This window comes from Alkalimonas delamerensis (assembly GCF_030717955.1).
Classification (GTDB): domain Bacteria; phylum Pseudomonadota; class Gammaproteobacteria; order Enterobacterales; family Alteromonadaceae; genus Alkalimonas; species Alkalimonas delamerensis.
In genome coordinates this window covers 724665-739550 of sequence record NZ_JAUZVY010000002.1, presented here as the reverse complement: position 1 = coordinate 739550, position 14886 = coordinate 724665, and the positions used below count along the sequence as shown (strand labels likewise).

At 51.2% G+C, this 14886-nt stretch carries 11 protein-coding genes; 9 read left to right on the top strand and 2 right to left on the bottom strand.

From position 1 onward, the window contains the following. Positions 1–50 precede the first annotated feature (50 nt). Together Q3O59_RS07855 and gltA are read right to left on the bottom strand one after the other, a co-directional pair. Positions 51–500 (bottom strand): SufE family protein, encoded by a 450-nt coding sequence (locus Q3O59_RS07855; protein WP_305945028.1) that lies wholly within the window; start codon positions 498–500, stop codon positions 51–53. Positions 501–611: 111 nt separating this feature from the next. After that, positions 612–1895, bottom strand: coding sequence for a citrate synthase (gene gltA, locus Q3O59_RS07850; protein ID WP_305945027.1), 1284 nt, complete (start codon positions 1893–1895; stop codon positions 612–614). 372 nt (positions 1896–2267) lie between these two features. Between gltA and sdhC the strand changes: the two genes are divergently transcribed. From sdhC to Q3O59_RS07805, 9 genes are all read left to right on the top strand, one after another. Then, entirely contained in the window at positions 2268–2645 is a 378-nt protein-coding gene (gene sdhC / locus Q3O59_RS07845; protein ID WP_305945026.1) for a succinate dehydrogenase, cytochrome b556 subunit, read from the top strand. Next, on the top strand, positions 2636–2983 hold the full coding sequence (gene sdhD, locus Q3O59_RS07840; RefSeq protein ID WP_305945025.1) for a succinate dehydrogenase, hydrophobic membrane anchor protein: 348 nt from the start codon (positions 2636–2638) through the stop codon (positions 2981–2983). The genes sdhC and sdhD overlap by 10 nt, the downstream gene beginning before the upstream one ends. Further along, on the top strand, positions 2984–4756 hold the full coding sequence (gene sdhA, locus Q3O59_RS07835) for a succinate dehydrogenase flavoprotein subunit (RefSeq protein ID WP_305945024.1): 1773 nt from the start codon (positions 2984–2986) through the stop codon (positions 4754–4756). Between the two features lie 12 nt (positions 4757–4768). Then, the gene (locus Q3O59_RS07830) at positions 4769–5488 is read left to right on the top strand and encodes a succinate dehydrogenase iron-sulfur subunit (protein ID WP_228590679.1); all 720 of its coding nucleotides are present in this window, start codon (positions 4769–4771) and stop codon (positions 5486–5488) included. 111 nt (positions 5489–5599) lie between these two features. Next, positions 5600–8425 carry a 2-oxoglutarate dehydrogenase E1 component gene (locus Q3O59_RS07825; protein ID WP_305945023.1) on the top strand — a complete coding sequence of 942 codons (2826 nt, stop codon included), beginning with the start codon at positions 5600–5602 and terminating at the stop codon, positions 8423–8425. Then, entirely contained in the window at positions 8425–9954 is a 1530-nt protein-coding gene (gene odhB / locus Q3O59_RS07820) for a 2-oxoglutarate dehydrogenase complex dihydrolipoyllysine-residue succinyltransferase (protein WP_305945022.1), read from the top strand. The genes Q3O59_RS07825 and odhB overlap by 1 nt, the downstream gene beginning before the upstream one ends. A 229-nt stretch (positions 9955–10183) precedes the next feature. After that, on the top strand, positions 10184–11350 hold the full coding sequence (gene sucC / locus Q3O59_RS07815) for an ADP-forming succinate--CoA ligase subunit beta (protein ID WP_228590675.1): 1167 nt from the start codon (positions 10184–10186) through the stop codon (positions 11348–11350). Next, the gene (gene sucD, locus Q3O59_RS07810; RefSeq protein WP_228590673.1) at positions 11350–12222 is read left to right on the top strand and encodes a succinate--CoA ligase subunit alpha; all 873 of its coding nucleotides are present in this window, start codon (positions 11350–11352) and stop codon (positions 12220–12222) included. Before sucC ends, sucD begins: the two co-directional genes overlap by 1 nt. A gap of 205 nt (positions 12223–12427) precedes the next feature. Beyond that, the gene (locus Q3O59_RS07805) at positions 12428–14827 is read left to right on the top strand and encodes a TonB-dependent receptor (protein ID WP_305945021.1); all 2400 of its coding nucleotides are present in this window, start codon (positions 12428–12430) and stop codon (positions 14825–14827) included. Positions 14828–14886 lie beyond the last annotated feature (59 nt).

Sequence of the window (14886 nt, the reverse complement as noted above, 5' to 3'; positions counted from 1 at the left end):
GATGACTGTTCCTAGATTATAGCAGCTTAACTGAACCAAGGCTGAATTTGTTAGCTTTGCTGAATACTTTGCAACCTTTTGATAACAGCAGTTAAGCCTCGAGCTCTGGACTGGCTCAGGTGCTGTGTCAGGTGCAGCCGTTGCAGACAGTGTTCTATATCAGTTGCTTTCAGTTCTTTGGTGGTCATGCCGTTAATCTGACACAACAGCACAGCCAGCAAAGATTTCACGATACGGGCATCGGATTCAAACAGGAAAAAGTGTTGATCGCTGGACTGATTGTGATAGTGCAGCAACCAGGCCCGGCTTTCACAGCCAGCGATCAGCCCGCTGTTCGGTCGGTGTTGCTCTGGTATTTGTGGTAGTCGTTTCGCCTGCTGCATCAGGAAGCGGTAGCGCTCTTGCCACTGACCTGGTTGCATTAACACCGGCAACTCTTGCTGCAGCTGATTCAGTGCTGCTTGCGTGCTGTTGATGGTGTCGGTCAGTTGAAAAGTCATGCAAGCTCCGGCTGCAAAGAAAAAGATCCAAATATACTAACACAACTTTGATTGGGCTCAAGGGATAAAAAAAGCGACCCTAAGGTCGCTTTTTTTAATTAGAACAGTGTATTAACGTTCGTTAATTGCTTTCAAGTCGCGGCTGGCGTGACCGGTGTACAGCTGGCGGGGACGGCCAATTTTGTGGCCTTTTTCGCTGAGCATTTCATCCCAATGCGAAATCCAACCGACGGTACGTGACATCGCAAAGATGACGGTGAACATGCTGGTCGGGATACCGATGGCTTTCAAGATGATGCCGCTGTAGAAATCCACGTTCGGGTACAGCTTTTTCTCGATGAAATACGGATCTTCCAGCGCAATACGCTCCAACTCCATCGCGACATCCAGCAACGGATCTTTGATGTTGAGCTCTTGCAGCACTTCATGGCAGGTTTCCCGCATCACTTTGGCGCGTGGGTCAAAGTTTTTGTAAACGCGGTGACCGAAGCCCATCAGACGGAATGGATCGCTTTTGTCTTTGGCACGGGCGACAAACTCAGGAATACGGTCTACTGAGCCGATTTCCTGCAGCATCTTCAAGCAGGCCTCATTGGCACCGCCATGGGCAGGGCCCCACAAAGAGGCTACACCGGCAGCAATACAGGCGTAAGGGTTGGCACCAGAAGAACCAGCCAGCCGCACTGTGGATGTTGAGGCGTTTTGCTCATGGTCTGCATGCAGCATAAAAATGCGGTCCATGGCTTTGGCCAGTACCGGGCTGACTTTGTAGTCTTCTGCCGGAACCGAGAACATCATGTGCAGGAAGTTTTCAGCGTAGCTCAAGTCATTGCGTGGGTACACAAATGGCTGACCAACGGTGTATTTGTAGGCCATGGCTGAAATGGTCGGCAGCTTAGCAATCAGACGGTGGGCACTGCGTTTACGCTGCTCCGGGTCATTGATGTCCAGATCGGAATGGTAGAAAGACGACAAGGCACCAACCACACCACACAGCATGGCCATTGGGTGGGCATCAACCCGGAAGCCCTGGAAGAAAGAGGCGATTTTCTCATGCACCATGGTATGGCGCGTGATGGTGTTGGCGAACTGATCGTACTGCGGTTGGTTTGGCAGTTCACCTTCCAACAGCAGGTAGCACAGTTCCAGGTAGTTTGATTTTTCAGCCAGTTGCTCAATAGGGTAACCCCGATGCAGCAGCACGCCTTTGTCACCGTCAATGTAGGTTATCTTCGATTCACAAGAACCGGTCGACATAAAACCGGGATCGAAGGTGAAATAACCATGCTGACCCAAGGCGCGAACGTCAATTACGTCGGTGCCGGCCGTACCTGAATAGATAGGCAACTCGAACGATGTGTCATCGATCTGCACGACGGCTTTTTTATCTGCCATTGGATTTCTCCTATTAATTGATTTAAGTATCAGAAGGGGATGCTGCGGCTATTCTAACTGCAAAGCCACCCCAAAAGTCAATTTTAATGCGTTTTTGCACAATAAGTATACGACTCTGGTCGTATTGCAGAACGACATCCTTTATGGCAACGTTCCGCCGCAGGATTTTTTCCTGTAAAACCAAACAAAAATTGTAATAACAAGGCATGAAATATATACTATTGCCGGTGCTGAAACAGTTCACCTTCCTCAGTATTTCTCGCTGAACCATGCCAGGTTTCCGGCAGTATATGCTTGGGGTGATGACTGATTATTCAGTTCTTCAATAATCACAACTAAAGCTCGTGTACGGGCGTCGATGGACAAGAAACTGTGAAAAAGCAAAGACCTGTAAACCTCGACCTGACCACAATTTCACTTCCGGCATCTGCCAAAGCCTCTATCCTGCACCGTGTAACCGGCGTGGCAATGTTTATTGCCCTGATCCTGGTGGTATGGGCCTGGGCCGTCTCACTGTCTTCACCTGAAGGCTTTGAACTGGTGAAATCTGTAATGACCTCTCACTTTGCCAAATTCCTGGCTTGGGGCACCATCACGGTGCTGTTGTATCACCTGATTGGTGGTATCCGCCACATGATTATGGATTTGGGTTACTGGGAAGAGCTGTCTTCCGGCAACACCAGCGCACGTGTTGCTATTGGCCTTTGGGTAGTATTAGCCGTTCTGGCAGGAGGTTGGTTATGGTTTTAAATCAAGCATCCTTAAAACGCGATGGCGTACAGGATTATGTGTCTATTCGTGCAACCGCGACCGTCTTGGGTTTGTACGTTCTCTTTATTCTGGGCTTTTTTCTGGTAACGCCTGAGGTTACCTACGAGGTTTGGGCTGGTCTTTTCTCCCAGCTGTGGATGAAAATTTTTACGCTTCTGGCCTTGCTGGCGGTTGCCATTCATGCCCGCATTGGTTTGTGGCAAGTGGTGACCGATTACATTAAAAGCTCGCGTCTGCGTGCTGTGGTGCAGTTTTTGGTCAGCGTTGTTGCTTTCAGCTACGTTGCTGTTGGCCTCTTTGTGTTGTGGGGTGTGTAAATGAGTATTCCAGTTCGTGAATTTGATGCCATTGTGATTGGTGCTGGTGGTGCCGGCATGCGTGCTGCCCTGCAAATCACCCAGTCCGGCTTAACCTGTGCTCTGTTATCAAAAGTATTTCCAACCCGCTCACACACGGTATCTGCCCAAGGTGGTATTACCGTAGCGTTAGGCAACTCTCACCCAGACAACTGGGAATGGCACATGTTTGATACCGTCAAAGGCTCCGATTACATCGGTGATCAGGACGCCATTGAATACATGTGCAAAACCGGCCCTGAGGCCATTACTGAATTAGAAAACATGGGCTTGCCATTTTCCCGTTTTGAAAACGGCCGGGTCTATCAGCGTCCTTTTGGTGGTCAGTCGAAAAATTTCGGTGGCGAGCAGGCCGCTCGTACTGCCGCTGCGGCGGACCGTACCGGTCATGCCTTGTTGCACCTGCTGTACCAGCAAAACGTTAAGAACCGCACTCAGGTATTCAGTGAGTGGTATGCGCTGGATCTGGTGAAAAACCAGGATGGTGCTGTGGTCGGTTGTACCGCCATTGATATTGAAACCGGTGAAATCGTTTATTTCAAAGCCCGTGCTACTGTACTGGCAACCGGCGGTGCTGGCCGTATTTATGCCTCCACCACCAATGCCCACATCAATACCGGTGATGGTGTTGGTATGGCGCTGCGTGCTGGTGTGCCGCTGCAGGATATGGAAATGTGGCAATTCCACCCAACCGGCATTGCCGGTGCCGGCACCCTGGTGACTGAGGGCTGCCGTGGCGAAGGGGGTTACCTGCTGAATAAAGACGGTGAACGTTTTATGGAGCGTTACGCGCCGAACGCCAAAGACCTGGCGGGTCGTGACGTGGTTGCCCGCTCGATGATGACTGAGATTCGCGAAGGTCGCGGCTGCGATGGTCCTTGGGGCGTGCACATTAAACTGAAGCTGGATCATTTAGGCGAAGAGGTGCTGGAAAGCCGTCTGCCCGGTATTTGTGAGCTGTCACGCACCTTTGCCCACGTCGACCCGGTCAAAGAGCCAATCCCGGTTATTCCGACCTGCCATTACATGATGGGGGGGATTCCAACCAACGTGAATGGTCAGGTTATTAAGCCGACGGCCGATGGCAACGACGCCGTGGTCCCTGGTTTGTTTGCTTGCGGTGAAATTGCTTGTGTCTCGGTGCATGGTGCCAACCGTCTGGGCGGTAACTCCTTGCTGGATCTGGTGGTGTTTGGTCGTGCTACCGGTCTGCATTTGGGCGAGGCGCTGGCGGCAACGTCTGAAGGCCGTGCCGCTTCCGAGTCCGATTTGGATGCTGCCCTGGCGCGTACCCGCCGTTGGGAAGACAGCAAGCCTGGCCAGGGCGAAGACCCGGTGCAAATTAAGAAAGATCTGCAAAACTGCATGCAGCTGAACTTCTCGGTGTTCCGTGAAGGCGAAGCCATGGCGGAAGGTTTGCAAGAGCTGAAAACCATTCGTGAGCGCTTGCAGTTTGCCCGTTTGGATGACAAGAGCTCGGACTTCAACACCCAGCGTATTGAGTGTCTGGAGCTGGATAACCTGATGGAAACGGCGTACTCCACGGCGGTTGCAGCGAACTTCCGGACCGAAAGCCGTGGCGCGCATGCCCGTTTTGACTTCCCGGATCGTGACGATGAAAACTGGTTGTGCCACAGTGTGTACAGCCCGGATACCGAGTCGATGTTTAAGCGGAAAGTCAATCTGGAGCCTAAGTTCCGGGAAGCCTTCCCACCCAAAGCGCGTACTTACTAAGAGGGCCATGCGATGAAGAAGTTAGTATTCTCCGTCTATCGTTACAACCCTGATGTCGATAATGCACCTCGCATGCAGGATTACACGCTGGACAACCCGGAAGGCCGGGACATGATGGTGCTGGATGCACTGTTAAAATTGAAAGAACAGGACCCAACCTTGTCGTTCCGCCGCTCTTGCCGTGAGGGCGTTTGCGGCTCCGATGGCCTGAACATGAACGGCAAGAATGGCCTGGCTTGTATCACTCCGTTGTCGGCTGTTGGCTTAAAGGGTGGCAAAATTGTCATCCGGCCTTTGCCGGGACTGCCTGTGGTGCGCGATCTGGTGGTCGATATGAGCCAGTTCTACACCCAGTACGAGAAAGTGAAGCCCTACTTAATCAACGACAGCAAACTGCCACCCGCAGGTGAGTTTTTGCAGTCGCCGGAAGAGCGGGCTAAGCTGGATGGACTGTACGAGTGCATCTTGTGTGCTTGTTGTTCGACCTCGTGCCCGTCGTTCTGGTGGAATCCGGATAAGTTCATTGGCCCGGCCGGTTTGCTGCATGCTTACCGTTTCCTGGCAGACAGCCGCGATACCGCGACCGAAGAGCGTTTGAACGACCTGGATGATGCCTTTAGCGTATTCCGCTGTCATGGCATTATGAATTGTGTCAACGTTTGTCCGAAAGGCCTGAACCCGACCAAGGCCATTGGCCAGATCAAATCCATGTTGTTAAGCCGGGCGCTGTAAAGCGCCCCTGTTGAGCAAGTAACTGATGCACGCAATCAACGAATGGTACAGAGGCTATACTGTTCGTTTTTTGCCGTTTTTTTCCAGGTGCGCAGAAATAAGGGAAACTAAATGCACGAAGGTGTGATGAAGGCTTGGCTGGAGTCGTCTCATCTGGGCGGTGGCAACATGGCCTATGTTGATGAGCTGTATGAATCCTATTTGGCAGAACCTACCAGCGTAGGGGATGAATGGCGAGAGTTTTTTGCTCAGCTGCCGAAACTTGACGGCGTCGATTTGGAGGTCCGTCACACGGACATCCGACAGCAATTTGCCGAATTGGCCCGCAACAAACACCGTGAAGTCGTGACGGTGCAGGGTGCTCAGGCGGCGGATTCCCGTCAGGTCAAGGTACTGCAACTGATTAACTCCTATCGTTTCCGTGGGCATCAGCATGCCCGGTTGGACCCTCTGGATTTATGGAAACAGCCTCGGGTACGCGATCTGGAACTGTCGTATCACGACTTGTCTGAAGCTGATTACGATACAGAGTTCCATGTTGGATCATTCGCCGGTGGTCCTGAAAAAATGAAACTGGGTGATTTGCACAAGGCACTGGAAAAAACCTACTGCGGTTCCATTGGTGCCGAGTACATGCACATCGTTTCGACCGATGAAAAGCGGTGGATCCAACAGCGGCTTGAGAGCATTCACTCCACACCTTCGTTTGATAAAGAAACCAAGACCCGCATTCTGAAAAACCTGATTGCTGCCGATGGCCTGGAAAAGTACCTGGGTTCGAAGTTTCCGGGTGCCAAGCGCTTTGGCCTGGAAGGTGGCGATGCGATGATCCCAATGCTGAAAACCATGATCCACCGTGCTGGGGAGCAGGGTGCTAAAGATTGTGTGATTGGCATGGCACACCGCGGTCGTTTAAATACCTTAATCAATGTGCTTGGCAAAAATCCATCGGATTTGTTCGATGAGTTTGCCGGCAAATACACTGTGGTGGGTGCTGGCGATGTGAAGTACCACATGGGCTTCTCATCCGACTTTGCCACCGCAGGCGGCAATGTCCACCTGGCTTTGGCCTTTAACCCGTCGCATTTGGAAATTGTGAATCCGGTGGTGATGGGCTCGGTGCGTGCTCGTCTGGATCGCCGTGGTTGCAGCGATGGTACTCAGGCGCTGCCTATCACCATTCATGGTGACTCGGCCTTTGCCGGTCAGGGGGTGGTGGCGGAGACCTTCAATATTTCGCAAACCCGTGCTTTTAAAGTGGGGGGCACCGTTCGCATTGTCATCAACAACCAGGTGGGCTTTACCACTTCAAACCGCGAAGATACCCGCTCCACAGAATACTGTACCGATATCGCTAAGATGGTGCAGGCACCCATCTTCCATGTCAATGGCGACGATCCGGAAGCTGTGGTGCTGGTTTCTCAGCTGGCGGTGGATTACCGCAACACCTTTAAGCGCGATGTGGTCATCGATCTGGTGTGTTACCGCCGCAATGGTCATAACGAAGCCGATGAGCCGAATGCGACTCAGCCGTTGATGTATCAAAAAATCAAAAAACACCCAACGCCGCGTGAGCTTTACGCTGACCAATTGCGTCGTGAAGGCTTGCTGAGCGATGACGATGTCAAAGCCATGATGGATGGCTACCGCGATGCACTCGACAAAGGCGACTGCGTGGTGGATGAGTGGCGTCAGATGGACCACACCAGCTCGGTGGATTGGACCCCATTCTTAAATCACGATTGGGACAGTGCATACGATGCCAGCATGCCACTGGAGCAGTTGGTAGCGCTGGGTGAGCGTGCCATCGATATTCCGGCCAGTCATACGTTGCAGCGCCAGGTTGGCCGGGTGTACGAAGACCGTGCCAAGATGCTGAAAGGCGATAAGAAAATCGATTGGGGTTTTGCTGAAATTCTGGCCTATGCCTCTGTTGTCGATGAAGGCAGCCGTATCCGTATTGTTGGGCAGGACTCTGGGCGTGGTACCTTCTTCCATCGCCATGCGGTGCTGCACAATCAGACCGATGGCAGTACCTATGTGCCACTGGAGCACATCTCAGATAAACAAGGCCCGTTCCAGGTGTACGATTCGGCTTTGTCGGAAGAAGCCGTATTGGCATTTGAGTATGGCTATGCCACCGCTGAGCCACGTGCACTGGTGATCTGGGAAGGCCAGTTCGGTGATTTTGCCAACGGCGCTCAGGTGGTGATTGACCAGTTCCTTAGCTCGGGTGAGCAAAAGTGGGGACGTTTGTGCGGCCTGACTTTGTTGCTGCCGCATGGCTATGAAGGGCAGGGGCCTGAGCACTCGTCAGCCCGTTTGGAGCGTTTCCTACAGCTTTGTGCCGATCACAACATGCAAGTCTGCATACCGACCACACCGGCGCAGGTCTTTAACATGATCCGCCGTCAGCAAGTGCGGCCAATGCGTCGTCCTTTGATTGTGATGTCACCCAAGTCCTTGCTGCGTCATCCGTTGGCCACCTCCACCCTGGAAGAGCTGGCTTCTGGCCGCTACTACAATGTGATTGGTGAAATTGACGACATCAAACCGGCTGATGTGAAGCGGGTGGTGTTCTGCAGTGGTAAAGTGTATTACGAGCTGCTGGAAGAGCGCCGTAAGCGTGAGATCACCGATATCGCCATCATCCGGGTTGAGCAGCTCTACCCATTCCCGCACGATGAAATGGCGCAAATTTTGTCTCAGTACAGCCATGTTACCGACTACGTCTGGTGTCAGGAAGAGCCACAAAACCAGGGCGCCTGGTATTGCAGTCAACACCACTTCCGTCATGCCATTGGTAAAGCTGGTTATCTGACGTACGCTGGTCGTGAAGCTTCGTCTTCACCGGCTGTTGGTTATTTGTCTGTGCACAACAAACAGCAGCAAGCACTGATCAACGATGCTCTGACGCTGAATCACGAGGAAAAGTAATGGCGGATATTAAAGTACCAGTCCTGCCCGAGTCGGTTGCTGATGCAACTGTGGCCAAGTGGCATGTGGCAGAAGGCGATTCGGTCAGTCGCGATCAAATCGTGGTGGACATTGAAACCGATAAAGTGGTGCTGGAAGTCGCGGCTCCGGAAGATGGGGTTATTGAGTCCATCCAGCATCAGGAGGGTGATACCGTCACCGCCGAGCAAGTTTTAGCAACATTGGGTGCTGGTGGTAAAGCCGCTGGCACTGAAAAAACTTCTGCAGCTGGTGAAGATGCACCAGCGCAATCCTCTCAAACTGAACAATCCGCAAAAGGTGAACAAGTGGACATTCAAGTACCTGTACTTCCTGAATCCGTAGCTGATGCAACCATCGCCACCTGGCATGTTAAGCCAGGGGAAGCTGTGACCCGCGACCAGGTCCTGGTCGATATTGAAACCGACAAAGTGGTACTGGAAGTGGTCGCTCAGGCCGATGGTGTGATGGGCGAGATCCTGGAAGATACCGGCGCGACCGTTCAGGCTGAGCAGGTGATTGGTAAGCTGGAAGCCGGTGCGGCCCCAGCCAAGTCTGAAAGCAAATCAGACGCCAAAGCTGAAAGCAAAACAGAAAGCAAAGCCGACGCAGCTGATGAGGGCAGCGACGATGCGCTGAGCCCGTCGGTCCGTCGCCTGATTGCTGAAAAAGGTCTGGATGCCAGCAAAATTAAAGGCAGTGGCAAGAATGGCCGCGTTACCAAAGAAGATGTGGAAAAACACCTGGCTTCTGCTGGTAGCAAAGACGCTGCCAAGCCTGCGGCTGCAGCGCCTGCGCCGGTCAGTGGCGATCGGACTCAGAAGCGCGTACCGATGACGCGGCTGCGTAAAACCATTGCCAACCGCTTGCTGGATGCGAAAAACTCCACCGCCATGCTGACGACTTTCAACGAAGTCAACATGAAGCCAATTATGGATCTGCGCAAGCAGTACCAGGAGGTTTTCGAGAAGCGCCATGGCATTCGCTTAGGCTTTATGTCTTTCTACGTCAAAGCCGTAACCGAAGCTTTGAAGCGCTTCCCGGAAGTCAACGCTTGCATCGACGGTGACGATATCGTTTACCACAACTACTTTGACATCAGCATTGCGGTTTCAACGCCGCGCGGCCTGGTCACGCCGGTACTGCGTGACTGCGACAAGATGAACCTGGCTGAAAGTGAAAAAGCCATCAAAGATTTGGCCATCAAGGGCCGCGATGGCAAATTGTCGATGGATGATCTGCAAGGCGGTAATTTCACCATCACCAACGGTGGTGTTTTTGGTTCCCTGATGTCCACCCCCATCATCAACCCACCACAATCTGCTATCCTTGGTATGCATAAGATCCAGGATCGTGCCATGGTGGTGGATGGCAAGATTGAGATCCTGCCAATGATGTATCTGGCGCTGTCGTACGATCACCGCATCATCGATGGCAAAGAGTCGGTCGGTTTCCTGGTAACCATTAAAGAGTTGCTGGAAGACCCAACCCGTATCTTGCTGGATATCTAACAACCGCAACCGGGTTAAAGCTTGCTTTAACCTTCAGTGGTCATGCGAGCAGTCCCTGGTGACTGCTCGCGTCGTTTTGGCTTGTTATGCCAAAAAAATGCGAAATAATGCTGCAGTCAGACGTATGTAGCATTCCGAATCAGGCAGTGAAGCGCTATACTATGCGCCGATCTGTAGGTCAGGCTGTGCCATTAGGCCAGCTTTCATTCATAAAGAACGGAAAATAGCCATGAATTTGCACGAGTATCAGGCAAAACAGCTGTTCCGCGAGTACGGGTTACCAGTCTCTGAAGGCTTTGCGGAGGAAACTCCTCAGGCTGCTGCTGAAGCTGCAGACCGTATTGGTGGCAATCGCTGGGTCGTTAAAGCACAGGTTCACGCTGGTGGCCGCGGTAAAGCGGGCGGTGTGAAACTGGTTTCTTCCAAAGAAGAAATTCGTAATTTTGCGCAGCACTGGCTGGGCAAAAACCTGGTGACCTACCAAACTGATGAGAAAGGCCAACCGGTCAGCAAAATCCTGGTTGAGTCTTGCACCGATATCGAGAAAGAACTCTATTTGGGTGCTGTGGTCGATCGCTCCAGCCGTCGTATTGTCTTCATGGCATCGACCGAAGGCGGTGTGGACATCGAGAAAGTGGCTGAAGAAACCCCGGAAAAAATTATCAAGGTTGCGGTGGATCCTTTGGTGGGTGCTCAGCCTTTCCAGGCGCGTGAAATTGGTTTCAAGCTGGGCTTAACCCCAGAGCAAATCAAGCAATTCACTAAAATTTACCTGGGTCTGGCACAGATGTTCGTTGATCTGGACATTGCGCTGATCGAAGTGAACCCTCTGGTGATCACCTCTGCTGGCAACCTGCACTGTCTGGATGCCAAGCTGGTCGTTGACAGCAATGCGCTGTACCGTCAGCCAAAGCTGCGTGATTTCCACGATCCATCGCAGGAAGACGAGCGTGAAGCCCGTGCTGCTCAGTGGGAACTGAACTACGTAGCACTCGAAGGCAACATCGGCTGTATGGTGAATGGTGCTGGTTTGGCCATGGGCACCATGGACATCGTCAAGCTGAGCGGCGGTAAGCCGGCTAACTTCCTGGATGTTGGCGGTGGCGCGACCAAAGAGCGTGTTTCTGAAGCCTTTAAAATCATCCTGTCGGATTCTGCTGTGAAAGCTGTGTTCGTCAATATCTTCGGTGGCATTGTGCGCTGTGACATGATCGCAGAAGGCATCATCGGTGCTGTGGAAGAAGTGGGTGTCAATGTGCCTGTAGTGGTTCGCTTAGAAGGCAACAATGCCGATCTGGGCGCGAAGAAGCTGCAAGACAGCGGTCTGAACATCATTGCAGCCAACTCACTGAGCGAAGCGGCTCAGGCTGTCGTTAAAGCTGCAGGAGGCAACTAATGAGCATTCTGATTAACAAAGACACCAAGGTGATCTGTCAGGGTTTCACTGGCAGCCAGGGCACTTTCCACTCCACGCAAGCTATCGAGTACGGTACGCAGATGGTCGGTGGTGTCAGCCCGGGTAAAGGTGGTTCTACCCATCTGGGCCTGCCGGTATTCAACACCGTGCGTGAAGCGGTAGAAGCCACAGGCGCCACTGCGACTGTGATCTACGTGCCAGCACCATTTTGTAAAGATGCCATTGTGGAAGCAGCTGATGCGGGTATTGAGCTGATCGTTTGTATCACTGAAGGTATCCCGACCATCGACATGCTGTTTGCCAAAGAGTACATCGACCGTAAAGGCGTGCGGATGATTGGTCCAAACTGCCCGGGCGTGATCACGCCGGACGAGTGCAAAATCGGCATCATGCCAGGCCATATCCACAAAGCCGGTAAAGTGGGCATCGTGTCCCGCTCTGGTACCCTGACCTATGAAGCGGTCAAGCAAACCACCGACGAAGGCTTTGGCCAGTCGACTTGTGTTGGTATTGGTGGTGACCCAATCCCAGGCTCAAACTTCATCGACATCCTGAAGTTGTTCCAGGACGATCCGAAAACCGAAGCCATCGTGATGATCGGTGAAATCGGTGGTACCGCAGAAGAAGAAGCGGCTGCTTACATCAAAGAGCATGTGACCAAGCCTGTGGTTTCTTACATTGCTGGTGTGACCGCTCCTCCGGGTAAGCGGATGGGCCACGCTGGTGCCATCATTTCTGGTGGTAAAGGCACGGCCGATGATAAGTTCCGCGCGCTGGAAGACGCTGGTGTTAAAACTGTGCGCTCCCTGGCCGATATCGGCAAAGCACTGCGTGAACTGACTGGTTGGTAAGCTGACGCTTTGTTTTAAAAACCCGCTGACTCAGCGGGTTTTTTTGTCACTTTTGTCGGAGTATGTAACCATCACTGAAACAAAAAATTCTCATTGTATAACCCTTGCATAATTTGATGTTCAATATACTATGAGATTGTTGCACCAATGCTTTCAGTGTGACAGTCGGATTATAAATACAAAGAACAGCTACCAGGAACAAGCTATGCACACCTTTCAAAAATCTCTTGTTTACACGGCCCTTGCCGGGGCTATGTCGTTAACCTCTACCTCAGTTTTAATGGCTGATGAAATGGATGCGACAGATGATAATGTTGAAGTGATTACAGTGACTTCGCGCAAGCGGGTTGAAACCATTATTGAAGTTCCAATGAATGTTTCCTCGGTATCAGCGATGGAAATTGCGGACCGTAACCTCATCACTAAAGACGATTTGCAACGGACTTTAGCAGGTGCTGCCTCACCGACCGGCGTGCTGATTTTGCGGGGGCTATCAGGTGGAAACAGTGCAGCCCCGTCGACAACCTCTTCGTTTACTGACGATATCCCATTTAACTTTGTTGATTTGTATGACATCGAAGCGGTTGAGGTGTTACGCGGACCGCAGGGAACTTTATGGGGCTCAAACGCCATTGGTGGAACCATTCGGGTTATTACCAAAAAGCCGATGCTCGATACCTTCGAGTTGAATGCTTCAGTGCAAGCACGTTCAACTAAAAATGTCGATGGCACGAATCTACAGGCCTGGACGGCAATCAACCTGCCTTTGATTGAAGACACGCTTGCCATGCGGGTTACTGCACACAGCAGTCATAAACCCGGTGCTATTGTGAATGCCGGAACCGGTACACAGCGCAAAGTTGAAGATCAATATGTGCGTTCTCAGCTTTTATGGCAACTGAATGACGATACCAGCTTTAACCTCAGTTACTACAATGTGCAGTCCAGCACTGTGGGTACCCGAATTGCTGACTTGTCACGCCCGACTGGCCGCTTGTTTGCCAACACCACAGAGAACCCGGATTCCATCTACGGTTACGATGTTGATTATGGCTTCTCGCCTTGTGCGGAAGGACAAAGCCGAGCTGAGTGCTTTGGAAATGTTTCATCGAATCGTCCCAGCAAGTACATGATTTGGGAGAGTCTGGATGGTTGGTCAAAAAATGAAACCAATCTGTTTTCACTAAGTGCTAACTTTGACAATGTTCTTAATTTTGCAGATGTGACTTATGCAGGCTCTTATCGCCAAAATCGTTCGGACTCGCTGGATAACTGGTCACGCCTTGATATGGCTGATATGGTCAAAACCTGGATCATCAACTATGACAAAACATCTCGTTTGACCCATGAGTTCCGTATCCAGGATATTGGCCAAACAGAAAACCTGAAGTGGACTCTTGGTGCCTTTTATGACAAAGGTTGGCGTGGAAATATTCCAAACAGTCAGTTCCAGTATCATGAAAGTGATCCCCGTAGTATTGCTATTTTCTCTGACTGGAACGACTGGGTTGACTGGGAAGGCTATTGGGGTGAATTAGGTGTGTTTAATGTGGCACAGTTAGGTGAGTACTGGTATGGAGATCCAAGTATAAACTATAACCTGTACTACGATGGTTCTTTCTCAGTCGAAAAGGCGTTGTTTGGTGAGGCCAGTTATACCATTCGGACAGATAACATCGGTAGTTTCGAAGTGACGGCAGGTATTCGTTATTTTGATCTAGAAGATTCTGCCTCTTTTGGTTACTCCGGTATTTGGGAGGCTCGCGAGGGTAGGACTGTTCTCAGTGGTGGGGAAGAGTCTGGTAATCGTAAAAAAGTGAGTGTTGCCTGGTTACCGGATTCTGGCAAAATGTCTGTGTATGCATTGTATTCAGAGGGTTACCGTCCGGGTGGAAACAATGCACCTTTGGCGAATGCTTGCCGTAATGATCCTTTTGCTGAAGGTTACCAAGAGCGTTACACTTCAGATTCCATCGATAATTATGAAATTGGTTTGAAGATGAATACTGGTAATTTCCAGTTTTCATCCGCCATCTATCAGATTAATTGGTCTGATGTATGGGCCAGCGTTTACATGCCCACCTGTGGCTTTAGCTACACGGCGAATGCTGCTAAAGCACGTTCACGTGGTTTTGAGTGGGAAAGTAAGTACAGCTTTGTCAACGATTTAGACTTGGTCTTCAACGCGTCTTACACCGATGCTAAGCTGCTGGATGATGTTCCTTCATTGCAAGCTCAAGCGGGTCAGAATATGACCCAGGTGCCTAAGTACAATGCCTATATCGGGTTGGACAAAGGGTTGAATCTATTTGGCAAGCAAACTTTTGTGCGCCTGGATTTTGAGGCTTATGGAACCTACAACTCACACTTCAACGCGCGCGAAGATGGTGCGGATACATCGGATGCTTATCGGAGAGTCAACCTGTCTGGTCGCATGGAGCTGAATGATAACTTGCGATTAAGTGTCTTTATCAACAATTTATTCGACAACGAAATTGAGTTGTTCCGTCAGGCGCGAACTCGCTCAGGCAGCACAAACAATCTGAATGTGTTGTACGCCGATGAACGTTCAGTAACGATGCGAATTGATTACACTTTCTTCTAAGAAAAGCGTATCTCAATGAAAGGGGCCTGTTAGGCCCCTTTTTCATTCAGGAGCCACTG